At 69.5% G+C, this 26,663-nt stretch carries 26 protein-coding genes; 10 read left to right on the top strand and 16 right to left on the bottom strand.

What is annotated here, in order from left to right; translation table 11 throughout:
* Positions 1-9: 9 nt before the first annotated feature.
* A complete protein-coding gene (locus tag PV396_RS33405) occupies positions 10-1,590 on the bottom strand; it encodes a methylmalonyl-CoA mutase (protein ID WP_319211060.1) in 1,581 nt (526 codons plus the stop codon).
* A gap of 156 nt (positions 1,591-1,746) precedes the next feature.
* Here PV396_RS33405 and PV396_RS33400 point away from each other — a divergent pair, with 156 nt between their 5' ends.
* Entirely contained in the window at positions 1,747-2,646 is a 900-nt protein-coding gene (locus PV396_RS33400) for a L,D-transpeptidase family protein (protein ID WP_319211059.1), read from the top strand.
* A gap of 283 nt (positions 2,647-2,929) precedes the next feature.
* On the opposite strand, the gene PV396_RS33395 is transcribed toward PV396_RS33400, so the two are convergent.
* The 11 genes from PV396_RS33395 to PV396_RS33345 all read right to left on the bottom strand — a co-directional run bounded on the left by PV396_RS33395 (position 2,930) and on the right by PV396_RS33345 (position 14,871).
* Positions 2,930-4,153: a hypothetical protein gene (locus tag PV396_RS33395; protein WP_319211057.1), complete on the bottom strand. Its 1,224-nt coding sequence runs from the start codon at positions 4,151-4,153 to the stop codon at positions 2,930-2,932.
* Positions 4,153-4,815: an RNA polymerase sigma factor gene (locus PV396_RS33390; RefSeq protein WP_319211375.1), complete on the bottom strand. Its 663-nt coding sequence runs from the start codon at positions 4,813-4,815 to the stop codon at positions 4,153-4,155. The genes PV396_RS33395 and PV396_RS33390 overlap by 1 nt, the downstream gene beginning before the upstream one ends.
* A gap of 397 nt (positions 4,816-5,212) precedes the next feature.
* Positions 5,213-5,872 (bottom strand): response regulator transcription factor, encoded by a 660-nt coding sequence (locus PV396_RS33385; RefSeq protein WP_319211055.1) that lies wholly within the window; start codon positions 5,870-5,872, stop codon positions 5,213-5,215.
* A complete protein-coding gene (locus PV396_RS33380; RefSeq protein WP_319211053.1) occupies positions 5,869-7,209 on the bottom strand; it encodes a sensor histidine kinase in 1,341 nt (446 codons plus the stop codon). Before PV396_RS33380 ends, PV396_RS33385 begins: the two co-directional genes overlap by 4 nt.
* Positions 7,210-7,366: 157 nt before the next feature.
* Positions 7,367-9,604, bottom strand: coding sequence for an MMPL family transporter (locus PV396_RS33375; RefSeq protein WP_319211051.1), 2,238 nt, complete (start codon positions 9,602-9,604; stop codon positions 7,367-7,369).
* A 240-nt stretch (positions 9,605-9,844) separates the two neighbouring features.
* On the bottom strand, positions 9,845-10,426 hold the full coding sequence (locus PV396_RS33370) for an RNA polymerase sigma factor (protein ID WP_319211049.1): 582 nt from the start codon (positions 10,424-10,426) through the stop codon (positions 9,845-9,847).
* 137 nt (positions 10,427-10,563) lie between these two features.
* Positions 10,564-10,965, bottom strand: a complete 402-nt coding sequence (locus PV396_RS33365) for a hypothetical protein (protein WP_319211047.1) — start codon at positions 10,963-10,965, stop codon at positions 10,564-10,566.
* Between the two features lie 143 nt (positions 10,966-11,108).
* Positions 11,109-11,672 carry a hypothetical protein gene (locus PV396_RS33360; RefSeq protein ID WP_319211045.1) on the bottom strand — a complete coding sequence of 188 codons (564 nt, stop codon included), beginning with the start codon at positions 11,670-11,672 and terminating at the stop codon, positions 11,109-11,111.
* Positions 11,673-11,747: 75 nt separating this feature from the next.
* Entirely contained in the window at positions 11,748-12,272 is a 525-nt protein-coding gene (locus PV396_RS33355) for a hypothetical protein (protein WP_319211373.1), read from the bottom strand.
* A 97-nt stretch (positions 12,273-12,369) separates the two neighbouring features.
* On the bottom strand, positions 12,370-13,095 hold the full coding sequence (locus PV396_RS33350; RefSeq protein WP_319211044.1) for a DUF4328 domain-containing protein: 726 nt from the start codon (positions 13,093-13,095) through the stop codon (positions 12,370-12,372).
* A 108-nt stretch (positions 13,096-13,203) separates the two neighbouring features.
* The gene (locus tag PV396_RS33345; protein ID WP_319211042.1) at positions 13,204-14,871 is read right to left on the bottom strand and encodes a glycoside hydrolase family 20 protein; all 1,668 of its coding nucleotides are present in this window, start codon (positions 14,869-14,871) and stop codon (positions 13,204-13,206) included.
* Between the two features lie 380 nt (positions 14,872-15,251).
* On the opposite strand from PV396_RS33345, the gene PV396_RS33340 reads away from it, so the two are divergent.
* The 6 genes from PV396_RS33340 (at position 15,252) to PV396_RS33315 (ending at position 20,400) form a co-directional block, all read left to right on the top strand.
* Complete coding sequence (locus tag PV396_RS33340) at positions 15,252-15,776, top strand: 2-oxo-4-hydroxy-4-carboxy-5-ureidoimidazoline decarboxylase (protein WP_319211040.1); 525 nt, start codon at positions 15,252-15,254, stop codon at positions 15,774-15,776.
* 256 nt (positions 15,777-16,032) lie between these two features.
* Positions 16,033-16,413 carry a succinate dehydrogenase, cytochrome b556 subunit gene (gene sdhC, locus PV396_RS33335; RefSeq protein WP_319211038.1) on the top strand — a complete coding sequence of 127 codons (381 nt, stop codon included), beginning with the start codon at positions 16,033-16,035 and terminating at the stop codon, positions 16,411-16,413.
* A gap of 5 nt (positions 16,414-16,418) precedes the next feature.
* Positions 16,419-16,907 carry a succinate dehydrogenase hydrophobic membrane anchor subunit gene (locus tag PV396_RS33330; RefSeq protein ID WP_319211036.1) on the top strand — a complete coding sequence of 163 codons (489 nt, stop codon included), beginning with the start codon at positions 16,419-16,421 and terminating at the stop codon, positions 16,905-16,907.
* Positions 16,908-16,940: 33 nt separating this feature from the next.
* A complete protein-coding gene (sdhA, locus tag PV396_RS33325) occupies positions 16,941-18,695 on the top strand; it encodes a succinate dehydrogenase flavoprotein subunit (protein ID WP_319211034.1) in 1,755 nt (584 codons plus the stop codon).
* Entirely contained in the window at positions 18,695-19,474 is a 780-nt protein-coding gene (locus PV396_RS33320) for a succinate dehydrogenase iron-sulfur subunit (RefSeq protein ID WP_319211032.1), read from the top strand. The genes sdhA and PV396_RS33320 overlap by 1 nt, the downstream gene beginning before the upstream one ends.
* Before the next feature lie 125 nt (positions 19,475-19,599).
* Positions 19,600-20,400 (top strand): hypothetical protein, encoded by an 801-nt coding sequence (locus PV396_RS33315; protein ID WP_319211031.1) that lies wholly within the window; start codon positions 19,600-19,602, stop codon positions 20,398-20,400.
* 91 nt (positions 20,401-20,491) lie between these two features.
* On the opposite strand, the gene PV396_RS33310 is transcribed toward PV396_RS33315, so the two are convergent.
* Entirely contained in the window at positions 20,492-21,130 is a 639-nt protein-coding gene (locus tag PV396_RS33310) for a Uma2 family endonuclease (protein ID WP_319211371.1), read from the bottom strand.
* Between the two features lie 307 nt (positions 21,131-21,437).
* On the opposite strand from PV396_RS33310, the gene PV396_RS33305 reads away from it, so the two are divergent.
* The 3 genes from PV396_RS33305 to PV396_RS33295 all read left to right on the top strand — a co-directional run bounded on the left by PV396_RS33305 (position 21,438) and on the right by PV396_RS33295 (position 24,049).
* Positions 21,438-21,755, top strand: a complete 318-nt coding sequence (locus PV396_RS33305) for a helix-turn-helix transcriptional regulator (RefSeq protein WP_319211369.1) — start codon at positions 21,438-21,440, stop codon at positions 21,753-21,755.
* A gap of 213 nt (positions 21,756-21,968) precedes the next feature.
* The gene (locus PV396_RS33300; protein WP_319211029.1) at positions 21,969-23,300 is read left to right on the top strand and encodes a M48 family metalloprotease; all 1,332 of its coding nucleotides are present in this window, start codon (positions 21,969-21,971) and stop codon (positions 23,298-23,300) included.
* A gap of 65 nt (positions 23,301-23,365) precedes the next feature.
* Positions 23,366-24,049 carry a DUF6461 domain-containing protein gene (locus tag PV396_RS33295; RefSeq protein WP_319211027.1) on the top strand — a complete coding sequence of 228 codons (684 nt, stop codon included), beginning with the start codon at positions 23,366-23,368 and terminating at the stop codon, positions 24,047-24,049.
* A gap of 145 nt (positions 24,050-24,194) precedes the next feature.
* Here the strand turns inward: PV396_RS33295 and PV396_RS33290 are convergent, their stop codons facing one another.
* The 3 genes from PV396_RS33290 to PV396_RS33280 form a co-directional block, all read right to left on the bottom strand.
* Positions 24,195-24,404, bottom strand: a complete 210-nt coding sequence (locus PV396_RS33290; protein WP_319211025.1) for a hypothetical protein — start codon at positions 24,402-24,404, stop codon at positions 24,195-24,197.
* Positions 24,405-24,588: 184 nt separating this feature from the next.
* Complete coding sequence (locus tag PV396_RS33285) at positions 24,589-24,795, bottom strand: hypothetical protein (RefSeq protein WP_319211024.1); 207 nt, start codon at positions 24,793-24,795, stop codon at positions 24,589-24,591.
* A gap of 150 nt (positions 24,796-24,945) precedes the next feature.
* On the bottom strand, positions 24,946-26,148 hold the full coding sequence (locus tag PV396_RS33280) for a helix-turn-helix transcriptional regulator (protein WP_319211022.1): 1,203 nt from the start codon (positions 26,146-26,148) through the stop codon (positions 24,946-24,948).
* Positions 26,149-26,663: the final 515 nt, after the last annotated feature.

Here is a 26,663-nt window from a genome sequence, read left to right as displayed (position 1 = left end):
GCCGCCAGGTCAGAAGGCATCTGTGGGAGCGTAGACCCCCCATACCTCCCGCAACGCCCCGCACACCTCCCCCACCGTCGCGCGGGCCCGCAGGGCGTCCTTCATCGGGTACAGGACGTTGGCCGTGCCTGCCGCCGCCTGCCGGAGGGCGGTCAGGGTCGTGTCGATCTTCTCCCGGTCGCGGGTCGCCCGGAGAGCGCTGAGTCGTTGTGTCTGCTGGGTCTCGATCGCCGGGTCCACGCGGAGGGGCTCGTACGGTTCCTCCGTGTCGAGACGGAAGCGGTTGACGCCGACCACGACCCGCTCGCCCGCGTCCGTCTCCTGGGCGATGCGATAGGCGACGCGCTCGATCTCACTCTTCTGGAAGCCGTGTTCGATCGCGGCCACCGCGCCGCCGAGGTCCTCCACCCGCCGCATCAGGCCGACCGCCGCCGCCTCCACGTCGTCGGTCATCCGCTCGACGGCGTACGAACCGGCGAAGGGGTCCACCGTCGCCGTGACGTCCGTCTCGTGGGCGAGGACCTGCTGGGTACGCAGGGCCAGCCGGGCGCTCTTGTCGGTGGGCAGGGCGATCGCCTCGTCGAAGGAGTTGGTGTGCAGGGACTGGGTGCCGCCGAACACCGCCGCGAGGCCCTGGACCGCCACCCGGACCAGATTCACCTCGGGCTGCTGAGCCGTCAGCTGCACCCCGGCGGTCTGCGTGTGGAAACGCAGCATCCACGACCTGGGGTTCCGCGCGCCGAACTCGTCCCTCATCACCCGCGCCCAGATACGCCTGGCCGCACGGAACTTGGCGACCTCCTCCAGGATCGTCGTACGGGCCACGAAGAAGAAGGACAGGCGCGGGGCGAAGTCGTCGACGTCCATACCGGCCGCGAGGGCCGTCCGGACGTACTCGATGCCGTCCGCGAGCGTGAACGCGATCTCCTGTGCGGGGCTCGCACCCGCCTCCGCCATGTGGTAGCCGGAGATCGAGATCGTGTTCCATCTCGGGATCTCGGCCCCGCAGTACGCGAAGATGTCGGCGGTCAGGCGCAGGGAGGGCTTCGGCGGGAAGATGTACGTTCCCCGCGCGATGTACTCCTTCAGTACGTCGTTCTGGATCGTGCCCGTGAGGCGGTCCGCCGGGACGCCCTGTTCCTCGCCGACCAGCTGGTACATGAGCAGCAGGAGAGCGGCGGGGGCGTTGATCGTCATCGACGTCGAGACCTTGTCCAGCGGGATCCCGTCGAACAGCACCCGCATGTCGTCGACCGAGTCGATCGCCACGCCCACCTTGCCGACCTCGCCGTGCGCGATCGGGGCGTCGCTGTCGTGGCCCATCTGGGTCGGCAGGTCGAACGCGACGGACAGTCCCGTCGTGCCGTGGGCGATCAGCTGCCGGTAGCGCGCGTTCGACTCCACGGCGGTGCCGAAACCGGCGTACTGGCGCATCGTCCAGGGGCGGCCCGTGTACATGGTGGGGTACACGCCCCGGGTGAAGGGGTACTCGCCGGGCTCGCCCAGCTTCCGCGCCGGGTCCCAGTCCGCGAGCGTGTCGGGGCTGTACACCGGTTCGACGGGTAGTCCCGACTCGGACTCACGCGTCATGGTGTGTCCTTCCGCGTACGTTGCCAGTCGCCGCACACAACAATGCCGCGTAGTTCGTCCCGGGTCATGTGCGGGGAAGCACCGAGGGACGGACGGATGGACGGATGGGAGGTAGGGACGATGAGCTTCGGGGGGTTCGGCTTGCGTACTACGGACATGCGAAAGGTGATTTCCGCGGTTCTCGCGGCTCTCGTCGTGGGCGGCTGCACGGTGCAGACCACCGATCCGGACGGTGAGGCGCGTTCGCCGGTGCACATCCAGGTCTCGCGTCCGCCCGCCGACGACAAACCCGGCACCGGGGACGATCCGGCGCCGGCCCGGACAGGCGCTTCGATCCCGGCTCCAGCACCGGCTCCGACGCGGCCACCGAAATCGACACCAGTACCGGCACCTGCGCCGAAGAAAGCGGCTCCCGCGCCGCCCGCTCCCGTTCTCTGGTCGCGCGGTGACAGCGGGCGTGATGTGCGCGAGCTTCAGGCGCGGCTGCATCAGGTCGCCTGGCTGTTCGACGGGCCGACCGGGTCGTACGACGATCTGACGGAGAGCGCCGTCAAGGGCTTCCAGGGCAAGCGCGGGCTGCCGCGCACGGGTAAGACCGACACCGTCACCTGGCAGCGGCTGTTGCGGATGACGCGCGAGCCGGGGCAGTGGGAGCTGTATCTGATGGGCGGGCAGCCGGCCGCCTATCCCGACCCGCGCTGTCTCAGGGGCCGGGTGCTGTGCATCAGCAAGACGAGCCGGACGCTGCGCTGGATGATCGACGGCCGGACCGTCTCGACGATGTCCGTGCGGTTCGGCAGCCAGTACACACCGACCCGGGAAGGCGTCTTCAGCGTCTACTGGAAGTCACGGCACCATGTGTCGACGCTCTACGACTCCCCGATGCCCTACGCGATGTTCTTCAGCGGGGGCCAGGCGGTGCACTTCTCCGCCGACTTCGCGGCCCGCGGCTACGGCGGTGCCTCGCACGGCTGTGTGAACGTACGGGACGAGACGGCGATCGCCGCGATCTTCGCCGAGGTGAGCACCGGCGACAAGGTCGTCATCTACTGGTGAGCCGGCGCCGGCGGCGAGTGGTGGTGATATGGGGCGCGGACGGGACCGGGGGAACGTGTCCCGCCCGCGCCAGGTGCACGAGCCGTAGGTACGGGGGGAACCCCGGCTCTGTGCGAGGAACCGATGACCAGTCGGCTCACTGTCTACTGCGTCGGCACGGCCGAAAACGTCACACCCCGGCCGGAGAAAAGATCTTCGGCACGCGTTCGCGCAGGTCGGAGGGGGTGCACTGCGATCATTCCCGGGGTGGTGCGGGGGGCGTGACCGGTGGGGTGTGCGGGGCTCAGTCGGTCTTCGGCAGCGGCAGGATGCCGTACGACGGGCCGGGGGCCGGGGCCGGTTCGTCTCGGGGTTTGTCCGCGCCTACGGCGGTGAAGGACGTCGGGGCGGGCGCCGGTCCCGACACGGCACGGCCGCCGTGACCTGTGCCGGGGCCGTTCCCCTGGCCGTTGCCGTGACCGTTTCCGCCGCCGCCGTGGCCGTCGCCGTTGCCCTGGCCGTTCCCGCCGCCGTGGCCGTTTCCGCCGTCGCCGTGGCCGTTGCCACCGTCGCCGTGGCCGTTTCCGCCGCCGTCACCGGCGCCGCTCTGGCCGCCCTCGGCACCGACCTCTCCCCCGCCTTGCCCGGTGCCGGGGCCTGTGCCTGTGCCTGTGCCGGTGTTGGGGTTCGGGCGGCCGGCCGGCTCGTGGTTCAGGGTCTTCTCGCAGTACTTCGGCACCTTCTTGGCACCCTTGGCCGCTTTCTCCAGGGCCCGTCTGCGCTCCGTCTCCAGCTTCTTGCCGCTGCGCATGTCCCGGCACGACGAGGCGAGTCCGCCGCGCCAGTCGCCGGGCAGGCTCATGTCGGAGCGCGACCCCTGCTTCCCGTCGCCCGGACCGGCCTTGGCTCCGCCACCGCCGGCGGAACCCTGGTCGCCGGAGCCCCCGGTCGTGACGTCGGGCCCCTGGGACGGCACGCTCCTGCCCCGGGTGCCGCCGTCCGGAGAGGGCGAGTCGGGCACGGAGCCGGACGACTCACCGGCGGACACGGTGGCGGCGGGGCGTCCGGGGTCGCCACCCCGGAACGGGTTCGGGAGGACCCCGGCACCGGCGGCCATCGCGACCGAGCCGACCATTCCGGCGGCCAGCGCGGCACCGAGCCCCGCCCGCAGGGGGCGGCCCCAGCGGGCCGGACGGACGCCGCGTCGCCGGGAGGCACCGAAGCGCCCGGCGCCTCCCACCCGGACGAGACCGATGTCCGGGCCCGGGTTCGTCACGGGCGCGCCGGTGGTGAGGTCCGCGACCGGGCGGGCCTTGCGGAACGCGGCCAACGCGGCGGCCTCGCCCGGTAGTTCGTCGCCGCTCGGCGGGCTGTCCACGGAGAGGGAGTCCAGTGTCTTGGCGAGCCGCTCGGCCTGGTCACGGGCTTCGGGGCCCGCGGACGCCAGTGAGGCCTCCAGTGACTCCCCGCTCAGCAAACGCTCCGCCGTGGCGCGGTCCAGCCACCTGTACCGGTCGTCGTCGGCCATCACATGTCCTTCTGCGTCCGCGAACGCGTATGCGTCACACCGGCCGACGTCACCGCACGTCCGTGCGGTTCCCGTTGGAGCGGCAGCGCGTCGAGCGCGGCGGTCGCGTCCGGGTCCGCCCCGAGCAACTCCGCGAGCCGTTTCAGACCGCGGTGCGCCGCCGTACGTACGGCTCCGGGGCGCTTGCCGAGGGTCTCGGCGGCGGTCTTGGCGTCGAGGCCGACGACCACCCGCAGGACGACGGCCTCGGCCTGGTCCTGCGGCAGCCGGGCGATGAGGGAGAGGGTGCTGTCGGTGGCCAGGGACTCCATGGCCTCGTCCGCCGTGTCGGAGTCGGCGGCCCGGCCGGACAGCTCGGTCTCGTCGCCGCCTATCGCCGGGCGGCGGCCACGCATACGTATGTGGTCGAGGGCACGGTTGCGGGCGATCCGGGCGGCCCAGCCCCGGAACCGGTCCGCGTCCCCGCTGAACCGGTCCAGGTCACGGGCGATCTGGAGCCAGGCCTCGGACGTCACGTCCTCGGCGTCCGGATCGCCGACCAGCGTCCGTACGTACCCGAGCAGCCGTGGGTGCACCGAGCGGTACACAGTCCGGAAAGCGGTCTCGTCCCCAGCCTGTGCCGCAAGCACCGCGGTGGTCAGCTCCGCGTCGTCCCCCTGCACCACACCTCTTCGCACCTGAACCGGCGCCGCTCTCGCGGACCCGGTCCTCGCCGTCGTGGTTCCTCAATGAATGGTTGCGGTCCCAGGCCTCAAGGACGTGGGTGCCCGTCGTCCGCGACCTGTAGCGAAAGGCACGTTACGGCGTCAAAGTGCTCCTCGTCCATGTCCGTCCATTGTGCAACTGACTCGTGACGCGGTGACGGTGTGACAGAAAACGAACGCGTGGCGCTGTAGAAGGTACGGGCCGCCGCGCGGCCCGTACCGCGCGACGGCCGGGGCCTCTCCTGTGGGGGGTGGCGGCCCCGGTCGTCTCCGTGGTCCATCGGCGCCCGCCCTCGCTCCGGCCGGCCCGGCGTCACCCGAGGCACGGGAGTCCGCGTCCTGCCGGCCAGGGGCTTCACGACGGCCGTACCAGTCCCGTGTCGTAGGCGAAGATCACCGCCTGGACTCGGTCTCGGGCGCCGATCTTGGCGAGTATGCGGCTGACGTGGGACTTGACGGTCGACTCGGCCAGGTGGAGCCGCTCGGCGATCTCGATGTTGGTCCAGCCGGAGGCGACCGCGACGAGCACCTCCCGCTCGCGCTCGGTCAGGACCGCGAGCCGGCTTTCCTGCGCTGCGCCCCGGCCGCCTGGCGCCCGCTGGGTGAACGTGTCGATGAGCCGCTGTGTGATGCCGGGGGAGATCACGGAGTCCCCGGCGGCCACCGCGCGGATGCCGACCACGAGTTCGTCGGGGCGGGCGTCCTTGAGGAAGAAGCCGCTGGCTCCGGCACGCAGGGCCTCGTAGGCGTACTCGTCGAGGTCGAACGTGGTCAGCACGAGGACCTTTGAGCGGCCCCCGGACTCGACGATGCGCCGGGTGGCCTCGATGCCGTCCATGCCGGGCATGCGTACGTCCATCAGGACGACGTCGGGACGCAGTTCGGCCGCCTTGCGGACCGCCTCGCTGCCGTTGACGGCCTCGTCCACGACGGACATGTCCGGCTGGGCCTGCAACAGCATGCGGAAGCCGAGGCGTTGCAGGGCCTGGTCGTCGACGATGAGCACGGTGGTCATGCGGGCGGCTCCTGTGCGGGGTGGTTGGTCGTACCGGTGGCGGACGGGGTCGACGGGCCGGCCTTCAGGAGGGCTCGGACGGTCCAGCCGCCGCGGAGGTTGGGGCCGCCGGCGATGCTGCCCTCGTAGAGCGCGGCCCGCTGGCGCATGCCGACGACGCCCCGGCCGCTGCCGGCGCCGCTCGGGCGGGCCGCTTTCGTGGCGTGCGCGGGGCCCGTGTCCTCCACGGCGACCCGTACGAGGTGGGCGTCGGCCGTGACGGTGACGGTCACCGTGGTGTCGGGGCCCGCGTACTTGAGGCTGTTGGTGAGGGCTTCCTGGACGATGCGGTAGACGGCGAGCTGCAGACCCCGGGTGAGGCCGGTGAGGTCGCCCTCGGTGCGCAGGGTTGCGGTGGGGCCGGCCGCGCGGATCCGCTGCAGCAGCGCGTCGAGGTCGGCCAGGCCCGGCTGGGGCGCGAGCGGGGCCTGGTCCCGTGGGGCGTCCTCGTCGCCGATGACGGCGAGGAGGCGGCGCAGTTCGCCCAGGGCGTCGCGACCGCTGTCGGCGATGATGCGCAGCGTGTCGGCGCCGCTCTCGGGCCTGGTCACGGCGAGGGCGGCGGCTCCGTCGGCGAGGCCGACGATGACGGCCAGGGTGTGGCCGAGGATGTCGTGCATCTCGCGGGAGACCCGGGCGCGTTCCTGGGCGGTGGCGAGGCGTGCCTGCTGGTCGCGTTCCTTCTCCAGCGAGGCCATGGCCGCGTCCACCAGCCGGCCGGCCAGTCCGAGCGCGGCACTCCCCCACAACAGGAGGATCACCATGAGCGTCACCACGTCGGGGCGCGTCATCTGCTCCAGCTGCTGACCGCTCCGGGCGAAGAAGGCCCACACGAGGATCTCCACGAGGGCGGCGGAGGCGGCGAGGGCGAGTCGGCGGGGCGTCTCGTGCCGGCCCACCTGGTGGAGGGCCAGCACCCAGGCGGTGGCGGAGCCGCTGATGGTGTCGAGCGGGAACGAGGCCGCCAGGACGCAGGAGACGACGGCGAAGACGAGCAGCGGCCGGCGGTCCCGCCACAGCAGCGGAACGGCGTAGGCGACCGCCAGGGCCAGGGCGGTCAACGCCTCGCGGCCGTCGGAGGCGTGCAGTACGGCGGGCAGGCCGAGCACCGCGCACAGGGCCGGCACCGCCCATCGCCTGACCCGCGGATGGGCCTGGTCGGCCAGGCGCCAGGTGGCCAGCCGGAGGATGAGCGAGCGGATCACGCGGTACTCGGGATCGCTCATCAGCGGCCCCGGAATGCGCAGCACCCGCTCGCCGCTGTCGGCGGTGGACTCGGGTGCGTTTGTCGAGGTCACGGTGTACGCCCTTCACGGAGCAGGCGGATCCGCCCGTCGGCCCAGGGGGAAGGGGGGCCGACGGGCGGAGTTTCGAGGACACGGTCGGCCGGGATCCGTCCCGCTCGGGGGGATCGTATGGCTTCGACCGCGGCGCTCTTCGGTGCGGCGGTGCGTGTCAGCCCTGGTGCAGCGGCGTGGGCTCGGCCTGCTCCGGCCTGTCACCGCCCGGGCCGTTCTGCGACCGCTGGGCCTCCAGGGTGTGGCGCAGCTTCTCGCCCTCGACGTCCACGTTCGGCAGGATCCGGTCGAGCCAGGCCGGCAGGCTCCAGGCGCGGCGGCCGAGCAGGGTCATCACCGCCGGGACGATGGTCATCCGGACGACGAAGGCGTCGAAGAGGACGGCGGCGGCGAGCCCCAGCCCGATGGACTTGATCAGCGCGGTGTCGTCCAGGAGGAACCCGGCGAACACCGCGATCATGATGACGGCGGCGGCGGTGACCACCCGGGCGCCGTGCCGGAACCCGGCGACGATGGCCTCGGTGGGTTCGGCACCGTGGACGAACTCCTCACGCATCCGGGTGACGAGGAAGACCTCGTAGTCCATGGCGAGACCGAACACCACGCCGATCATGAAGATCGGCAGGACGCTGACGATCGGTGCCGCCTCGTCGATACCGAAGACGTCCTTCAGCCAGCCCCACTGGAAGACGGCGACCACCACACCGAGGGTGGAGACGATGCTGAGCAGGAAGCCGAGCGCCGCCTTGACCGGGACCAGGATGGACCGGAAGACCAGCAGGAGCAGGATCAGGGCGAGGCCGACGACGATGGCCAGATAGGGCAGCAGGGCCTCGCCCAGCTTCGCGGACACGTCGATGTTGACGGCCGTCGTGCCGGTGACCAGCAGATCCGCGCCGGTGTCCGCGTGCAGGCCGGCGCTCTGGTCGCGGATGGCGTTGACCAGGTCCTTGGTGTCCTCGCTGGACGGGGAGCTCTTCGGCACGACGCCGATCAGAGCCACGTCCCCGGCCTCGTTGAAGACGGCGGGGCGAGCGGCGGCGACGTCGGGCAGCTTGCCGACCTTGGCGTACGCGTCGGCCGCGGCGGCCCTGGGGTCCTTGCTGTCGCGGGCGTCGACGACCACGGTCAGCGGTCCGTTGAAGCCCTCGCCGAAGCCCTTGCTCAGGGTGTCGTAGGAGGCGCGCTGGGTGCTGCCGGGGGCGGCCATGCTGTCGTCGGGCAGGGTCAGCCGCATCGACAGGGCGGGGATGGCCAGCACACCGAGGACGAGCACCGACCCGACGAGCATCCTGACGGGGTTGCGGGTGACGAACCGTCCCCAGCGGACGCCCATCGTCTCGCCCTCGCCGCGCTCCTGCGCGCGCAGCCGCTGGGTCGTCAGTTTGCCCTTGGTGATCCGCGTCCCGGCGAAGCCGAGCATCGCGGGCAGCAGGGTCAGCGCGATCACGACGGCGACCGCGACCGCGAAGGCGGCCCCCAGCCCCATCGTGGTGAGCATCTTGATGCCGATGACGCTCAGTCCGGCCAGCGCGATGATCACGGTCAGACCGGCGAAGACGACGGCCGAACCGGCGGTGCCCAGGGCCCGCCCCGCGGCCTCCTCCGGTTCGTGGCCCTCGCGGAGCTCGCTGCGGTAGCGGGAGACGATGAACAGGGCATAGTCGATGGCCACCGCGAGCCCGAGCATCAGCGCGAGGGTCGTGGAGGCCGACGACATGTCCACGAACGCGGTGGCGATGGTGATCGCGAAGACGGCGGTCACGACGCCGATGATCGCGGTGAGCAGCGGCAGTCCCGCCGCGAGCAGCGAGCCGAAAGTGATCACCAGGACGAACGCGGCGACCACGAGACCGATCATCTCGGCCGCCTTGCTGGCGCTCTTCTCCTGGACCGCGTTGCCGCCCAGGCTGACCGTGAGTCCGGCCTTCTCACCCTCGTCGGCGGCCTTGGTCAGGGCGCCCGACGCCTCGTCGCTGAGGTCCGCCTTGGACACCTTGTAGGTGACCTGCGCGAAGGCGATGGTGCCGTCCTTGCTGACCTGCCCGCTGGTGAACGGGTCGGAGGCGTTCGCCACCTGCGGGGCGGTCTTCAGGTCGGCCACGAGGGACTCGACGACCGACTTGTTGCCGCCGGAGGTCAGCTTCTGCCCGTTCGGCGCCTGGAAGACGACCCGGGCGGTGGCACCGTTGGCGGAGGCCTGCGGGAACTCCTTCTCCAGCAGGTCGATCGCCTTCTGCGACTGGGTACCGGGCAGGGTGAAGTCGTCCGTGGAGGTGCCGGGGCTGTTGGCGGCGCCCACTCCGACGGCTGCGAGGACGACTATCCACAGTGCGAGGAAGAGCCGGCGTCGCCGGAAGGCGAGCCTGCCCAGCCGGTACAGAAAGGTGGCCACGGTGTACTCCAGCGGGAGACGAGAGGTCGGGGGGAGGGGGCCGGAACAGCCCCGAACTCAAGCTAGGAGCGGATGCGCGCCGTCCCCCGGCACTGGAGGACGCACTTGGGCCGCCGGGTAGTACCGCGGTACCTATGGCGTTCATCCTTGAGGCCCAGTGAGACAGCCCCTCTCCCTCACGAACCGGTCAGCGCCAGTCGTCCCGGCGCCGGTCACGGTCGCCGCCGCTGTCGCCGCCGTTCATGCCGGTTCCCCCAGTTGCCGGGCGAGGCGTCTCAGCCCGCGGTGTGCGGCCGTACGTACCGCGCCGGGGCGTTTGCCGAGGACGCGGGCGGCGGCGGGAGCGTCGAGGCCGACGACCACGCGGAGCAGGACCGCCTCGGCCTGGTCGCGCGGCAGCCCGGCGATGAGCCCGAGGGCGTACTCCGTGGACAGGGTCTCGAGGGCCTGGTCGGGAGTGCTGGAGGGGCCGGGCAGGTCCAGTACGTACGGTTCGAGCGCCGTCACCTGCGGCCGTACCCGTCGGCGGCGCAGCAGGTCGAGGGCGCGGTTGCGGGCGATGGTCGCGGTCCAGCCGCGAAACCCCGCTCCGTCGCCCTTGAAGCGGCCCAGGTCGCGGGAGATCTCCAGCCAGGCGTCGGACGCCACGTCCTCCGCCTCCTCGCCGACGAGGGCGCGCAGATAGCCGAGGAGTCCGGGCTGCACGAGTCGGTACGCCACCGCGAAGGCGGCCTCGTCCCCGTCCTGGGCCCGCGTGACCGCGTCGCCCAACTCCTCGTCGTACGCCTGTACTCGGCGGGGTTCCCGTCGTCCCTGGCCCAAGCGCTGTCCTCGTCCGTACCGAACCGACGTACCGGATACGAGTGCGGGGGCGACTTCCCCGTCCCCATGGGCATCTGCGTCGCCCGGCGCGGAAGTGTCACAGCTCAGGCCCGTCCTGGTGGCCGGTCCGGGTCGGCTCAGATCGCCGTCGCGTCCAGGCACAGCAGCCGCAGCGAACCGTGGCCGCCGAAGCAGCGGCGGGCCTCGTCGACCGGGTCCCAGAACTGCCCGTCGGCCGTACGGATCCAATGCCCGCCGCCCGCCTCGAGCCACTCCGCGCTGCCCTGGGCCTGGCGCACGATCACCTCACCGGCGTACGCACCGAAGCCGCGCAGCACCGACTCCACGGCGGCGTACGGGGTCTGCTCGCGGCGGAGTTCCTCGATCATGCGGTCGACGCGCCACAGGCTCTGGGTCGAGTAGTCGAGGCGCAGTCGGGCGCCCTCGCGCATCGTCGAGACGGTGTCGGCGGCCCACCGTACGGGCTTCGCGGCGGCCTGCGGGCGTATCAGTCGCTCTGGTGCTCGATGTGCTGTCACAGTCAAGGAAAGCGTGCAGGTGGCGGCCGGTGTCACCCCATTGCGGCGACTGACGTGAATCGGTACGGGACCACCCCAGATCCACCCCAGCTCCCTCCCGGGACGCCCACAGGAAACCCACACGGCTCGCCGGGGCCGGGCGGTCAGGCCCGGCCGCGTGCCCGCCGCGACACCACCGCGCGCAGTACGCGCCGGCCCTCCGTGGACACCGCGAGCGCCTGCCGCAGCCCGCCGGAGCCGTGCTCGGCGAGCAGCTCCAGCACCTTGGTCTGACGCCGCAGCTCGGCCGCGACGAGGGGTGAGATGCCCTCCGTACGGCCTTCCCGGTTCGACTCGATGGAGGAAGGGCCGGCGGGGAAGGCGTCCAGGAGCCGGTGGATGCGGAGCGCGGCGAGGGAACAGGCGTCGGCCCACTCGCGTACCTCGGCCTCGGAACGGGTGTCGGGGGCGGCGGCGAGCATGCCCCGGGCGAGGAGCGCGGCCTCGCCCTCGGTCTCCGCTGTGCCATCCGTGGCCAGTTTGAGGCGGGCCTGTTCCAGCCCGGTCGCCCATTCCTCCGCGTCGCCGCCGTCGGCGAGACTCGCCCACAGGGGACGCAGCATCTCGTCGTCGCCGCCCAGAAGAGCGACGCACCGATCCAAACAAGCCAGTCCGCTGGCTGCCAGGCCGCGCTCGTCGGCCCGAGCGATCAGTTCCACCAGGCTCATGCACGCCTCCCTCGCGGGGCGCCATCCCTTACGGAGCCCGCATTTCCCCTTACTGCGTGCAACGTACCCGGAGCGTCACAGGGGCAGAACCCCGAGCCGGTCGAGGAACCGGAAGAACAGGTTTTCGGCCAATGGGTCGGGCTCTGAAATCAGTACGTCGAGGAGCGGCCCGGCGTTCACCGTGTGCCCGGCCTCCGCGGCCCAGTCGACCGCGCGTCGGGCGGCGTCGCCGGGTTCGAGGAAGTAGTCGTCGAGCGTGAGCCCGCCGCCCTCCTCCCCTCCCCCTTCCCCGTCGCCCAGGTACCCGGCCATGGCGCCGCGTGCCAGACAGGTGGTCCACGCCCCGCTCTCGGGTGCCGCCGCCTCCAGCACGACGCAGTGACTGTCCATGACGTACCCGAAGAGCGCGGGCGCGCCGGTCTCCAGGGCGAGGGTGTTCATGCTGCCGACGTCACCGTCACCGCTCGGGTACTCCCAGACCTGCCAGCCGTCGTCCCGCCGTTCGCGCGAGGTGAGCGCGTCGCGCACCGCCCGCAGGGCGTCGGTCTCGGCGAGCGGCCGCTCGCTCCTGCCCACGATCAAATAGCCCCAGTAACCCAATGCCATCCCCCTGGCGTTCTGGTTCTGCTCGCTGTGCCCGCGCCGAATACACCACAGAGACAAGGCAGTTGGCCAGGGATCCGACGCTTCGGGCGTGTCAGACGCCCACGGCGGCGGGACCGAGCAGCGCCTTCTCGTTCTGCATACGGGTCACCCGCAGCACGACGAGGATGGCGAGCACGGCGGCCACGATCTCGGCGGCGTCGGAGAACATCGCCTGGTCGACGGCGCTGCGGATCTCCTCGGCCGTGTCGGCACGTTGGAACGTCCTGAAGTCGTTCCGGCTGCTGAGAAGCGCGACGAGCCACACCGTCCACCAGGCGTTGACCAGCCCGTGCGGGGCGCGGGTGCCCGCGGGGCTGCTGGCGTCCCAGATGTCCAGCATGATCCGGCGCGGGAACCACAGGCTCACGACCGGCACGAACCAGCACCAGCCGGCCCAGATGCGCTTCTTGCTGTGCCCGAACGGGTTGAACACCTCGGCGTTGACCCGTACGCGCAGGAACCAGACGAGGTAGACGACGGCGGTCACGAAGAAGGTCGCCGTCTGTATGTATCCGGCGGTGCTGTAGAGCGAGTCCGCGCGGTCGGCGTCGCGCAGGACGGTGCCGTATTCGAAGGGGAGGCTGTCGTACGCGAGGGAGTCCAGTGCGTCCTGCATGGTGATGCCGGCGTAGACGGCGAAGAGGTCGGCGGCCATGACCACGCCGAGCAGTACGGCGACGGCCTTGCCGAGCCAGACGGGCGACCGCAGCCAGGCCGGTCCGTCAGGTTGGACGACGGGTCCGGCCGGAGTGGGTGTCTGGGCACGCTTGTTGAACATAAGGATCCCCCCGAATACGAAACTGTGTGCGGAACCTATGGTTCAACCCGCCCCCGCGTCCAGCCGGTATCAGCCCGTCCCCGCCTGCCCCGCCTGCCGCGGCCCCTCTCAGCCCAGTTGCTTCGCCAGCTTCTTGAAGTCGGTCCAGGACAGGGACGGTTGGGCCCGGGGATCCCACAGTTTCTGTACGGTCGCCCGCAGCGGCAGCCGGATTCCGGCGGCCACCTGGCTCTGCGTCTGCGATCCGGCGAGGTCGCACCAGACGGCGAAGACCCCGCCGAGTATCTGGCTGTCGTACGTCGAGGAGACGGCCGTACTGCCGCGCAGCACCCGCGGCGTCCACTGCTTGTAGATCCGCTCGCCGGTGGGATAGACGAAGGTGTTCGGCTGCCCGAGCACGTAGTAGAGGTACTCGTCGTTGTAGTTGACGACCTTGCGGCCCGCGCTCAGATACGCGGTCGGCTTGCGGGCGCCGATCTCCTTGCCGGTCCAGTAGGCGACCTGGACGTTCTTGCCCGCCTGGACCGAACTCGACGCGTAGAAGCCGTCGTTCCAGGCACGCACGGTCCGGTTCCGGGGTGCGTGGGAACGCACGGTCGCGGCGCGGTCGTTGAGCCAGCCCGTCGCGAGGTCGGAGACGCCGGCGCCGGCACCGTACTTCGCGGTGGCCGCGGCGGCGAGCTGCGGGTAGGAGGCCGCCGGGTTGGCGACCGTCAGGGCCCGGTACTCGTCGCCGCCCAGATGCCAGGACGCGCCGGGGAACAGGTCGGCGTACTCGCCCAGCAGATCGTCGACGATCTTCGCGGCCCCGGGCTTGGAGATGTCGATCGCCCCGCGGGCCGGCGTGCCCTGCGCGTTGGTCAGCTGGAGGTCGGGGTGAGCGGCGAGGACCGCCCCCAGATGGCCCGGCGAGTCGATCTCGGGGACGACGGTGATGTGGCGGCTCGCGGCGAGGGCGAGGATGCGGCGGACCTCGGCCTTGGTGAGGTGGTCCCTGGACACGATCTCCGGGTGGGTGTCCGAGGCGATCCGAAAGCCCTGGTCGTCGGAGAAGTGCAGGCCGAGCTCGTTGAACTTGAGGTCGCCCAGTTCACGGACGCGGTCCTCGATCCAGGACGCCGTGAAGTGCTTGCGCGCGATGTCCAGCATCAGCCCGCGCTGCGGCTTGGCGGGCCGGTCTCGTACGACGCCCTCGGACGCGGTGCCGCCGCCGGTCACCTCCTGCTTGAGGGTGCGCGTGCCGTAGAAGACGCCCGCCTCGGTGGGACCGGAGACGGTGACGCGCCGGTTGGTGACGGTGAGGGTGTAGGACTCGGGGCCGCGCGTCGCCTGACCCGGGTCCAGCTTGAGCTGCACGTCCCCGGCACGAGGTGCGGCCGTACCGCCGTACGTCATCCGCAGCTCACCGGCGAGGAGCTTCCCCTCGTCGGCCAGCCCGCCGGCGGTGACGACCACCCGCGCGGTCGAGGCGGGACGCCAGCCCGGGCCCCGGGCGGGTATGTGCTCGCGTACGGCGGGGATGGTGCGGGGCGTCTTGGAGAGGGGGTAGACGCGGGCCGGGGATGGAGAGGGCGTGACGCGGGAAGAGTCACGGGACCCGGCGGCGGGCGCGGAGTCGGCCGTTTCTGTTCCCTCCGAGGAGCGCGCCGCCCCGGTCGACGCGGCGGTCCGGCCGGCGTCGATGTCGGTGCCGGGGTCCGAGTCGCCGACCGGCCAGAAGGCGACGGAAACGCCCACCGCCCCGGCGGCGACGAGAACACCGGCCCCGAGAAGCAACCTGGACCCTTGTCCGTACGTCTTCCCGCTCAGACCTCGTTTCCGCTCGGGAGCCCGCCGCCTCCGCCCGGTCACCGGTTCCCGCCCGTCCGTGCCTCACATATCGCCCGCATGCCACCCACTCTTTGGATCTCCTCCGCCTCTGCGCCTACGAATCCGCCGTACCCGAAGTCGTCCACGATACGTTCCGAAACTCTCCCGTTCGGGTGAAATTCAGACGTCCGTCGGACGGCTCCTGACCGCTTCTCGATAATGTGAGCGGCAATTGACGCGCATCTCACACACCGAATGACGCGTACCTCACACACCCCACCAGCCCACGACGCCGAGGACTCACGCTGCCCGCGCACCGTCTCACCCACTGCTCCGGCGGTCTCGCCATGCCGGCCCAGACGCGCACCGAGTCCCCCTGCCCCACCCTGCCGGGCTCTCTTACGCCGACGAGCCTGGAGCGGTTCAACACCGATCCGGCCGAGGACGTCGAGCGCGCCCTCCTCACCTGCCTGCGCAGCCTCCGCTGGGCTCGCCGCCTCACCGACCACCGCCCCTACCCCGACCTGGACTCCCTGCTCGCCGCAGCGGACGAGGCGGCGTACGACCTGACCTCGAGCGACCTCGCGGAGGCCCTGGCCGCGGAGTCCCTGCCCGACCTCCCGGAGGGCGTGTACTCGGCGGCCCACACAGCACTGGGGGCCGCGCATGCGGCGTACGAGAGTCGATTCGGACACGTGTTCGTCATCTGCGTCGACCACACCTCCCCGGACGAGGCCCTCAACCAGGTCCTGACAGGCATCCGGTCACGTTTGGCAAACGATCCGGAGGAGGAACGGGTGGTGGCCGCCGAAGAACTCCGGCGCCTCGCAAGGCAACGGTTGGTGACGTACGTAAGGGGCGCGGGGCTGTGACATATGCGGCTCCGCCGCGGGGCGCGACCAGCCCCTGACGGCCCGCACCCGGCACACAACCGCGATCCCTTCCCCCCTTCCCCCCGTAGCCGCCCCCAGTAGCCCGTAAGAGCCAGTTTGATCACATCGGTAGGGCCGCTGTAAGCGTTCCGACAACACGTCGCTACGATGGCGAGGGCCGGAGGACCGTACCCGGCCGGGCCCGTCCGACAACCAAGCCGGCGCGGCCCCGATCCCCGCTCCCGGAGGGTTTTCCGTGCCGGCTGGAACGCTGTACCGCGGCCGGGAAGGAATGTGGTCCTGGGTGGCTCATCGAGTCACCGGCGTCCTCATCTTCTTCTTCCTGTTCGTACACGTCCTGGACACCGCTCTCGTCCGTGTCTCCCCCGAGGCATACGACAAGGTCGTGGCCACGTACAAGACGCCGATCGTCGCCGTGCTGGAGTACGGCCTCGTCGCCGCCATCCTCTTCCACGCGCTCAACGGCCTGCGCGTCATCGCCGTCGACTTCTGGTCGAAGGGCCCGCGCTACCAGAAGCACATGCTGTGGACCGTCGTCGGCCTGTGGGTCGTGCTGATGCTCGGGGCGATCTACCCCGTCCTCGGTCACGCCGCTCGTGAACTGTTCGGGAGCTGACACACATGGCGACGACTGAATCCACCGCGGGCATCGGCCCCGTCGAGGGCGCGGGCACGTTCTCGGGGTACGACGCCGACAACCCGGCGCCCCTGATCGAGGCCCCCCGCAAGCGCACCAAGAAGTCCCCGAAGTCCACCCGGGGCAACTTCGAGATGTACGGCTGGCTGTTCATGCGCCTGTCCGGCATCGTCCTGGTCGTCCTGGTCCTGGGCCACCTCCTCATCCAGCTGGTGCTGGACGGCGGTGTCTCCAAGATCGGCTTCGCCTTCGTGGCCGGCCGCTGGGCCTCCCCGTTCTGGCAGGTCTGGGACCTGCTGATGCTGTGGCTCGCGATGCTGCACGGCGCGAACGGCCTGCGCACCGTCATCAACGACTACGCGGAGCGCGCGAACACCCGGCTGTGGCTCAAGGGCCTGCTCTACACCGCCACGGTGTTCACGATCCTGCTGGGCACGCTGGTGATCTTCACCTTCGACCCGAACATCCGCTAGGCCACCGGGTCACAAGGGGCTGAGGTAATACTGATGAAGATCCACAAGTACGACACCGTCATCGTCGGCGCGGGCGGCGCCGGCATGCGCGCGGCCATCGAGTCGACGAAGCGCAGCCGTACCGCCGTACTGACGAAGCTCTACCCGACCAGGTCCCACACGGGCGCCGCGCAGGGCGGTATGGCCGCCGCGCTCGCCAACGTGGAGGAGGACAACTGGGAGTGGCACACCTTCGACACGGTCAAGGGTGGTGACTACCTGGTCGACCAGGACGCCGCCGAGATCCTGGCGAAGGAGGCCATCGACTCGGTCCTCGACCTGGAGAAGATGGGCCTGCCGTTCAACCGGACGCCCAACGGGACGATCGACCAGCGCCGCTTCGGCGGCCACAGCCGGAACCACGGCGAGGCCCCGGTCCGCCGCTCCTGCTACGCGGCCGACCGCACCGGTCACATGATCCTCCAGACGCTCTACCAGAACTGCGTGAAGGAGGGCGTGGAGTTCTTCAACGAGTTCTACGTCCTCGACCAGCTGATCGTCGAGGTCGACGGTGTGAAGCGGTCCGCGGGCGTCGTGGCCTACGAACTCGCCACCGGTGAGATCCACGTCTTCCAGGCGAAGGCCGTGATCTACGCGTCCGGCGGCACCGGCAAGTTCTTCAAGGTGACGTCGAACGCCCACACGCTGACCGGTGACGGCCAGGCGGCCGTCTACCGTCGCGGGCTGCCGCTGGAGGACATGGAGTTCTTCCAGTTCCACCCGACCGGCATCTGGCGCATGGGCATCCTGCTGACGGAGGGCGCCCGTGGTGAGGGCGGCATCCTCCGCAACAAGGACGGCGAGCGCTTCATGGAGAAGTACGCGCCGGTCATGAAGGACCTCGCGTCCCGTGACGTCGTGTCCCGCTCCATCTACACGGAGATCCGGGAAGGCCGCGGCTGCGGCCCCGAGGGCGACCACGTCTACCTCGACCTGACCCACCTCCCGCCGGAGCAGCTCGACGCCAAGCTCCCGGACATCACCGAGTTCGCGCGCACCTACCTCGGTATCGAGCCGTACACGGACCCGATCCCGATCCAGCCCACCGCGCACTACGCGATGGGCGGCATCCCGACGAACGTCGAGGGTGAGGTGCTCTCCGACAACACGACGGTGGTGCCGGGCCTGTACGCGGCCGGCGAGGTCGCCTGTGTGTCGGTGCACGGCGCCAACCGCCTGGGCACCAACAGCCTCCTGGACATCAACGTGTTCGGGAAGCGGGCCGGAATCGCGGCGGCGGAGTACAGCCAGAAGGCCGACTTCGTCGAACTGCCCGAGAACCCGGCCGAGTTGGTGGTCTCCCAGGTGGAGCGCCTGCGCGAGTCCACGGGCACTGAGCGCGTCGCCACGCTGCGCCTGGAGCTGCAGGAGTGCATGGACGCCAACGTGATGGTGTTCCGCACCGAGCAGACGATCAAGACGGCGGTCGAGAAGATCGCGGAGCTGCGCGAGCGCTACCTGAACGTCTCGATCCAGGACAAGGGCCGGCGTTTCAACACCGACCTCCTGGAGGCCATCGAGCTGGGCAACCTGCTCGACCTGGCCGAGGTCATGGCGGTCTCCGCCCTGGCCCGCAAGGAGTCGCGCGGCGGTCACTACCGCGAGGACTACCCGAACCGCGACGACGTCAACTTCATGCGCCACACCATGGCGTACCGCGAGGTGGGCGACGACGGCGCCGAGTCGATCCGTCTCGACTACAAGCCGGTCGTCCAGACCCGCTACCAGCCGATGGAGCGTAAGTACTGATGGCAACCCCTGTTCTGGACAAGGCCGACGCGGCCGGCGAGCCCGAGCCCGGCTTCGCCGACTCCCCGTACATCACGGTCACCTTCCGCATCCGCCGCTTCAACCCGGAGCTGGCGGCCGAGGCGGTCTGGGAAGACTTCCAGCTGGAGATCGACCCGAAGGAGCGCGTCCTCGACGCCCTCCACAAGATCAAGTGGGACCAGGACGGTTCGCTCACGTTCCGTCGTTCCTGCGCGCACGGCATCTGCGGCTCGGACGCCATGCGGATCAACGGCAAGAACCGCCTTGCCTGCAAGACCCTGATCAAGGACGTCAACCCGGCGAAGCCGATCACGGTCGAGGCCATAAAGGGCCTGACGGTCCTCAAGGACCTGGTCGTCGACATGGAGCCGTTCTTCCAGGCGTACCGCGACGTGATGCCCTTCCTCATCACGAAGGACACCAACGAGCCGACGCGCGAGCGCCTCCAGACGGCCGAGGACCGCGAGCGGTTCGACGACACGACGAAGTGCATCCTGTGCGCGGCCTGCACCTCCTCGTGCCCGGTCTTCTGGAACGACGGCCAGTACTTCGGCCCGGCCGCGATCGTGAACGCGCATCGGTTCATCTTCGATTCGCGTGACGAGGCGGGCGAGCAGCGCCTGGAGATCCTGAACGACCGGGACGGTGTCTGGCGTTGCCGGACCACCTTCAACTGCACGGACGCGTGCCCGCGTGGCATCGAGGTCACGAAGGCGATCCAGGAAGTGAAGAGGGCGCTGATCACTCGGCGGTTCTGATCTTTCGCAGTCGTTTGCTTTGCCCCCAGGGCCCTGTTTCTGTATCGACAGAAACAGGGCCCTGGGGCGTTTCGGCTCGCCGACACCTCTAGGAACTTGGTCAACTCCCGTTACAGACTGGGCACATGACCATTCTGAGGAAATCGATCGCAGCACTGTCCGCCGTCGCGGCGACGGCGGCCACCCTGCTCGCGATACCCCCCACCGCCTCGGCAACCCCGGTGCACGACACGGCACTCGGCCAACGCCCCCTCGCTCGTGAGAACTTCGACCACCTCCCCCTCGGCCCGGTGACCGCCGGCCGCGGCTGGACGACGGACACCTCCAACGGCACCCTGACCGTCGCCCGCAGCTCCACCGGCAAGGGCCGCGAACTCCGCATCCACACGGAGGGCAACGGCCGCGCGTTCCTGGTCTTCCCCGACCTCGCCCCGCCCGGCAACAGCTACTGGGCCCGCCTGCGCCTACGCGTGGACGCCTACCCGATTTCCCCCGACTGGGCCCACTGGACGATGGCGGAGGCCTCGGGCTCCGACTCCCCCACCCTCGTACGTCCGTTGGGCGGCCAGTACGCCCCCACGGACAAGGGCAACTTCTGGGGCGTCGGCTCCGACCTGGGCCCGACGGGCGACTGGACGTCGTGGAAGACGTCGGCACCGGCGGTGGCGGACAAGTGGCAGTGCGTGGAATTCCATCTGGACGCCAGGGACAGCCGCGTCACGGTGTACTTCGACGGGGTCGAGCAGTCGGACCTGACGGTTGACGCCACCCATCACGGCGGCGCCCAGGACTCCGACTTCACCTTCCCGACGTTCGACAAGCTGAAGCTGGGGTGGCAGCTGTACCAGGGGAACCCGACGCCGGCGTCGTACGACGTGCGGATGGACGATGTGGTGGTGAGTTCGCGGCGGGCGGGCGGGTGCTGAGGACGCCCACGGCCACGTACACGTTCGCGTCCGTGTCCTGACCTGGTGAGGAGTATGGGGCTGGGGGTGGTGAGGCGGGCGGCGGCCTGCCTCACTTCTCAGCCGAGGCGTTCCCTTCGGCTGTTCCCTGTGCTTCCGCCTTGGCCTCGATGATGAACGCCGATGTGTCGAGTTCGAAGTCGAACGGGGCGGGGACACGCACGGGCCGCCCGAAGGGCACATTGGTCCGCGACCGGTAACCCTTCGGAGACGGATCCCAGAAGACGTTGATCTCCTGCATCCTCATGTCGAGCAGGAGATACACAGGCACGATCCGCCCGTAAGTGTCCGTCTTGTCGAGCCAGTCGACGTCTTTGGTGGAGTCAGAGGTCAGCTCGGCGGCGAGGGAGAGTGCAGCTGCGTCGGCGTGGCGGCCTTCGTCGTCGAAGGCCGCTTCGTCGGCGACGTGGAGGTCAGGCCCGAAGCCGCGTTCGAATCCAGGGAACCTGAAGAGAAAGGGCGCCACATCTACGTCGTGCCCCTCCGGGGCGTGGGGCTCCAATTGCAGCCGCAGAGCCTTCATGACCCTCTTGTAACGCAGCTTCGACCACGGCGACACGACGATCTTCCCCCGGATGAGTTCGGCCTTGTAGCCGGCAGGTGTGTCCATCTCCTCGACGATCCGGAGCATGTCCTCGAAGGACCCGGCCGCAGGAGCGTCTCCGTCTATGACTGTCGGACGCTCGGTCATGATGGTCACCACAGTTCTCCAATGGTTACAGAGCGTGTCGCGCCTTCCACCATAGCGCCGGGCCGTCCCTGCCGCCGCCCGGTGCTCGATCCGGCCGGGGCCGATGGAGACCGCCAGGAGTTCGTCCGGCTGGGGGCCCGCGGCCAGGTCGTCATCCCCACCGGACGGAATCGATAGTCATACTCGTCGCCGGCGACAAGGCGGGCCGGTGGACCGAGTGGTACAGGCACTCCATCCCCTTGGCCGAAGCCCGGTACACGCAGTGGCTCGCACCCCTGGAGCAGAGACAACGGAAGTAGACGTGAACATGACCAGCTTCCACTCCTGGGACGAGGTCAAGGAGGAGGTCTTCGACGCCGAAGACCTTCGCGAGATCTCAGCAGGAGCCCGGCGCATGGTGGCCGAGGCACGCGCGCACCGGCTCGCCGAGATGCGCCGTCAACTCGGTCTCACCCAGCGCGAAGTCGCCGATCGTATGCATGTGCGCCAGGAACGGGTGTCCGCCATCGAGCGTGGCAGTACGTCATCCGCAGAGGTGGGAACCGTGGCCGCCTACGTCGCCGCCTTGGGCGGAGAGCTGGAGGTCGTGGCCAACTTCAACGGGACGCGGGTGGTCGTGGCGTAACGCGGCTTGCGAGTCAGGCCGGTCGCGTCGCAGCAGCACCACCAACCCAGCCTGCGCGATATGCCGCTGGATATATCCCTCTTCGCTTGCCTGGACAAGGCAAGTCACCTACCCCTCTCCACTCCAGCCGTCAAAAGGCACTGGCATGATCGACCCCGACATGTCATGAACAGAGCGACCTCTGGGGAGAGGTCCGGGGGGAGGTACGCAGCGATGCGCACCATCGGAGAAGGCCTGCTGGAGTCCAGTCAGTGCCCTCAGTGCGGTACGGAGATCCAGGCGGACAGCCGATTCACCACGTGGTGTCCGGCGTGCGACTGGAACGTGGATCCGGGCGGCCCGGAGGAGAAGACGGGCAGGCTGGAGGCCCTGCGCCGCACGCTGGCGCAGCGGCACGGCGAGAAGCTGCTGGACACGATGAGCACGGAAACGGGAACGGAAACGGGCGCGGCGGGAGCGTCCCGAGGGCAGCGGGCTCATCGTGATGTGTACGGGGCACTGGCCTACGCCGTCGCGCTGCTGATCCACGGAGTGACGGCTGCCCTCTTCCTGACCGGCATCTGGTGCGTGGTGAGCGGCTGGGGCGGATTCCTCATGCTGCCCGGACTGTTCCTGCTCCTGCTGGGCTTCGCACTGCGGCCGAGGCTGGGCCGCCTCCCGAAGGAGGAGGACAACGGCGTCGTCCTGCGCCGCCCGGAGGCGCCCGAACTGTTCGCGCTGATCGACGAGATCGCGGAAGCATCGGGTACGAGGGGCGTGAACGCCGTAGCGGTCAACGCGTCGATCAACGCGAGCGTACGGACCTACGGCCTCCGTGGACGCCTCCTCACCCTGGGCCTCCCCCTGTGGGAATCACTCACCCCCGAGCACCGAATCGCCCTGCTCGGCCACGAGTTGGGCCACTACAGCAACGGCGACACTCGTCGCGGCCTGGTCCTTGGCAGCGCGTTCCACTCGCTCGGCCTGTGGCTGCACTACGTCTCCCCCATCGCCAACCCGGCGACCGCGATCCAGATGATCACCAACCTGGCGTACGTCGTGCCACGACTCCTCCTCCAGGGCGTACTGATGCTCCTCGACACCCTCACCCTGCGGGCCACGCAGCGCAGCGAGTACCTCGCCGACTCGGCTGCGGCGAGGGCCGGTTCGACGAACGCGGCTGTCGGCCTGATGGACCGCCTCCTGGTCACCGACTCCATCGACATCACCCTGCGCCGCGAGGTGAACAACCGCCGGCTGCGGCGAAGCGGCCAGACTCGGGGCACCGAAGGCGAGGGCCTTTGGGAGGAGTTGGCGGCACATATCGACTCCGTCCCGGAGTCGGAGTACGAACGCCAGCGCAGAGTAGGCGCGCTGCGCGGCCACAGCGTCGACTCGACGCACCCGCCGACCCACTTGAGGCGACGGCGTTTGCTGGAGGGGGCTGCGGTGGCGGGGTTGGTTGCGGCGGATGAGGAGCGGGTGGGTCGTATCGCGGGTGAGTTGGCGGGGGCGAGGAGGACTGTGGCTCGGGAGGTTGTGCGGGATGGGGTTGACGGGGCGTAGTTCCACGGGGTGCTTCAGGGTGCTCCCTCGGGTGCTCTGTCAGTGGTGGCTCGTAGAGTCCCGCCATGGGCAAACCACTCCTGGGAGACATACGCCCAGGAGCCTATGAAGCGCCGCGAATGGGAGTTCTGGTGGGATCGACTGCGACTGCTGCCGACTACCTGTGGTTCGGGGAGCTCTTCCCGGAACTCGCGGAGGCGTACTGCTTCACGCTGGTGCACAACCTGCCACCCGCAGACGTTCTCACCCGCCTCGGAGGAGAGGCCAAGCCTTCCCTGAAAGGTGCGACGGCGATAGTGGACGCGGCCTTCGAGATCCTCGACCTTTCAGACAACACCTGGCAGTTCATCGCCGTGACCACAGTCGGGGACTGGACCCTGCTGATAGAGCCCATCGGCTATCTGGGGGTCACCGAAGAACGCGCCCTACCGGCCTCCGCCGGAACGCGCTGGGTCTCGCACTACGTCAATATCAACGGCGTCAATAGGTTCCTCTGGGCCGAAGACAGGGTCAAGCGTCTGACATTCGAACCCGGCTCCCCCGACTACCGCTGGGGGACGACCCCCGACGCCCTCCTGGACGCCATGCACCACATCGGTTTCCAGTTCGGGGACGAGATCTCCGACACTGCGGATGATCTGGACACGGAGGCGGCGTTCGCCCTCGCCGAGCACTTGACGGGCGTTCGCATCACGCCGGAACTTCTCCGGGACACCACGTTCATCTGCGGTAGCGCTGAGATCATATGAACCGGTGGAGATCACCCTGCGGGAATCCGAACGGCACACCTCGTCGTCATCCGCTGTCTCAAAAATCTTCCAGTCGGAAGACGGCCCGCTGGGCCTCGGCGACCGACGTGTGCTGTCTCTCGGTCACCGGGCCCAGGGCGACGACTCAGCTGGAGCCCCCAGCGCACAGCGCGCGAATACGCGCCAGCAGTGCGAGCGGATACGGATCCGGATGTACGAGTTGTGCGTGCGCACCGTGCGCCCACACCACCCTGCCGGGCCCGGAGTTGGTGTGCACGTACGCCACGACGACCGCGTCCTCGGGGTCGATGATCAGCCCGTCGCAGTGATGGCACACGGGCAGTCCCGGCGTCATGGGGCAACTCCGGTCCAGCTGTGGCAAGTGCAACCGCACCGCCGCATCAGCAGCAGCCCGCCTCCATGGGGCAAGGGGACGTCCTTGGTCTGGCGGCAGGCCGGGTGCAGATCCGCGTACTCCGGCCGCTGTGCGACGGTGCATTCGGTTGATGGGGGCGGGGTGTCCGTGGCGGCGCGGGTGGTCACTGTGCGGCCTCCTGCCTGCGGTGCAGGGGGCAGGCGCAGGGCGGGAACGCGATCCTCAGCGGGGGCGGGTCATCACTCACCAAGACCCTGACCACGCCACGATCCTCGACGATCTCGCCGCTTCCGCCGCGCACCGTGTAGACGCGGATCGTCATCCTGGCCCCGGGATCGCGCTCATGCCCGAGGGCTGGAGCCTGCGTCATCTCGACCTGCTTCCGTCCGGTAGGTCACCACCCCGGGTTGTCTGCGCCGCCGCCGGGGAATTCGTTGTGACTCATCGTGACCGCACGGAAGCCCTGTGGCGTTGACCAAAGTGTCAACTCCGCAGGGCTTGACGAGGGTTGAGCAGAGTGTTAAACGCCGCACCACAGTGCGTAGTCGCGAAGCCCGTTGCTGGCTCGTTGCCTGGCGCGCAGGAGCGTCGCCACCGTCTCGTGTACGGAGTGGTGGTACCGGGTGAGCTGCGGCGACGCTGCCCGTGCGGCGTTGAGTGAGGCCAGAGCCTCATCGTTCTGGGCGGTCCATGTCTGGGCGCGCGCCTTGTCGATCCAGAAGTGCGCTGCGCGAGTGGGCGGGTAGTCGTCGGGCAGCCGTACGTCTGCGGCGACTGCCAGTGCCTCGTCGTAGTTGTTCTGATCGCCGGCCGCCGCGATCTCATGCAGATGGACATTGAGCGGGCCGAACGCGAGCGCGTAGTCACGGGTTTCGCCGGTCGCGTCGGCGAGTTCAGCGGCCTGGCCCATCCAGTCCGCCGCGCCACTCTCGTCCCCGCCACGGGCCGAGAGCGTCGCCGCGCGAAGCTGAAGCGTTCCGCGCACGGCCCGTGTGGCGCGCGTACCGTCGTCGTCCAGCTCCCGCAGCGAGTGCCGCATGAGCGAGACACCGCGGTCCGGTCGCGAACTGTCCGCCGCTATCTGCGCCCGCTCGTAACGTTCGATGGCGACCTGCCGGGGATCGCCCGACTGCGGCGCTGAGACCGCCATTCGTGACAGGGCCAGGCGCGCGAGATCCATGTACCCGATCCGGTACGCCACGATGGCCGCCGTACGGGAGACCTCGGCCTGTGCTGCGTATGCTCGCTCGCGATCGCGCCCCGGGACCGCATGGAGTTGCGTAGCGAGGGCGAGTTCGGAGACGAGCCCCGGCAGGAACCCAGCGATCTCGGTGAACTGCGCCTTCACGCGGAGGTCACGGAGGCGGCGCACCTCGTCTTCGAGGGCATCGAGCGAACGCGGCGGTGGAGCATCGTCCGGGGGAAGGTCCCAGTCGTCGAACGCCGTGCTGATCGGCGTGAGCAGGGCGTCCAGTTGTTCCTTCTGGAGCGTTTGGATGTACGGCTGGCCCCGGAGGATCGAGACGTTCACGGCAAGGGCACGGGCGACGGCCGCGAGGACGGACTCGCTCAGAGCGCGCTCTCCGTTCTCGATCCGGGAGAGCAGACTGGGCGAGACGTGCGCGCGCCGGCCGAGTTCGGAGAGCGAGTAGTCACGGAGGGCGCGGAACCCTCGGATACGTGCCCCGATGCGGTCCGGGGCAGCGGAGGCGGTGTCGGACATTCTGACCCCCATCGCGGTACTGATGCTTCGCAATGTACTCGCGTCTGCATAGCGGGAGCCGCACTTCTTCTGCGCACCGCCAGCCTCCGCTGACCGACTCCGGCTCAACGCCATCGCCCTTCGCACTCACCCAACCTGTCGACGGCGAACCACCGCCTCGGACAACCCGCCGTTGGCGCTACCGTCAGCTACCGCCATCTCCGAGCCTTCTGGGAAATCTAAAAAGGCCTCGGAGGTAAATCTCAAATTATTAATATGTAACTTTTCTCGCCAACCTCAAGTAGCCGCCTCGGGATCCAAATTCGATCGCTACGGGAGGTCCTCAAAATGAGCCTTGACATCATGGTTCACAATGAGCCGAGCCAGCCCAATCGGAGTCTGCCCGCTACCGTTTACCGCCTGCGGTTCTGCGCCGTTAGCCTCGGGCTTTCATGAGGTGAGCTGTCCGAGGCTTGATCAGAAACGCGAGAAGTGCTCCTGACCTGGAACGATAGGACTTGTCGAGGGTCCAGATC

This window comes from Streptomyces sp. ME02-8801-2C, assembly GCF_033793965.1.
Lineage (GTDB): Bacteria > Actinomycetota > Actinomycetes > Streptomycetales > Streptomycetaceae > Streptomyces.
The sequence above is the reverse complement of the archived record's forward strand: the minus strand, read 5'-3'. Positions and strand labels throughout refer to the sequence as shown.

Excerpts from the sequence above, each read along its gene's own strand:
- PV396_RS33295 (WP_319211027.1), top strand. The coding sequence starts at position 23,366 with ATGGGCAAACCACTCCTGGGAGACATACGCCCAGGAGCCTATGAAGCG.
- PV396_RS33385 (WP_319211055.1), bottom strand. The coding sequence starts at position 5,872 with ATGACCACCGTGCTCATCGTCGACGACCAGGCCCTGCAACGCCTCGGC.
- PV396_RS33290 (WP_319211025.1), bottom strand. The coding sequence starts at position 24,404 with ATGACGCCGGGACTGCCCGTGTGCCATCACTGCGACGGGCTGATCATC.
- sdhA (WP_319211034.1), top strand. The coding sequence starts at position 16,941 with ATGAAGATCCACAAGTACGACACCGTCATCGTCGGCGCGGGCGGCGCC.
- PV396_RS33330 (WP_319211036.1), top strand. The coding sequence starts at position 16,419 with ATGGCGACGACTGAATCCACCGCGGGCATCGGCCCCGTCGAGGGCGCG.
- PV396_RS33300 (WP_319211029.1), top strand. The coding sequence starts at position 21,969 with ATGCGCACCATCGGAGAAGGCCTGCTGGAGTCCAGTCAGTGCCCTCAG.
- PV396_RS33310 (WP_319211371.1), bottom strand. The coding sequence starts at position 21,130 with ATGACCGAGCGTCCGACAGTCATAGACGGAGACGCTCCTGCGGCCGGG.
- PV396_RS33305 (WP_319211369.1), top strand. The coding sequence starts at position 21,438 with ATGACCAGCTTCCACTCCTGGGACGAGGTCAAGGAGGAGGTCTTCGAC.
- PV396_RS33320 (WP_319211032.1), top strand. The coding sequence starts at position 18,695 with ATGGCAACCCCTGTTCTGGACAAGGCCGACGCGGCCGGCGAGCCCGAG.
- PV396_RS33395 (WP_319211057.1), bottom strand. The coding sequence starts at position 4,153 with ATGGCCGACGACGACCGGTACAGGTGGCTGGACCGCGCCACGGCGGAG.
- PV396_RS33350 (WP_319211044.1), bottom strand. The coding sequence starts at position 13,095 with ATGTTCAACAAGCGTGCCCAGACACCCACTCCGGCCGGACCCGTCGTC.
- PV396_RS33400 (WP_319211059.1), top strand. The coding sequence starts at position 1,747 with ATGCGAAAGGTGATTTCCGCGGTTCTCGCGGCTCTCGTCGTGGGCGGC.
- PV396_RS33280 (WP_319211022.1), bottom strand. The coding sequence starts at position 26,148 with ATGTCCGACACCGCCTCCGCTGCCCCGGACCGCATCGGGGCACGTATC.
- PV396_RS33405 (WP_319211060.1), bottom strand. The coding sequence starts at position 1,590 with ATGACGCGTGAGTCCGAGTCGGGACTACCCGTCGAACCGGTGTACAGC.
- PV396_RS33285 (WP_319211024.1), bottom strand. The coding sequence starts at position 24,795 with ATGACGCAGGCTCCAGCCCTCGGGCATGAGCGCGATCCCGGGGCCAGG.
- PV396_RS33315 (WP_319211031.1), top strand. The coding sequence starts at position 19,600 with ATGACCATTCTGAGGAAATCGATCGCAGCACTGTCCGCCGTCGCGGCG.
- PV396_RS33340 (WP_319211040.1), top strand. The coding sequence starts at position 15,252 with ATGCCGGCCCAGACGCGCACCGAGTCCCCCTGCCCCACCCTGCCGGGC.
- PV396_RS33360 (WP_319211045.1), bottom strand. The coding sequence starts at position 11,672 with ATGAGCCTGGTGGAACTGATCGCTCGGGCCGACGAGCGCGGCCTGGCA.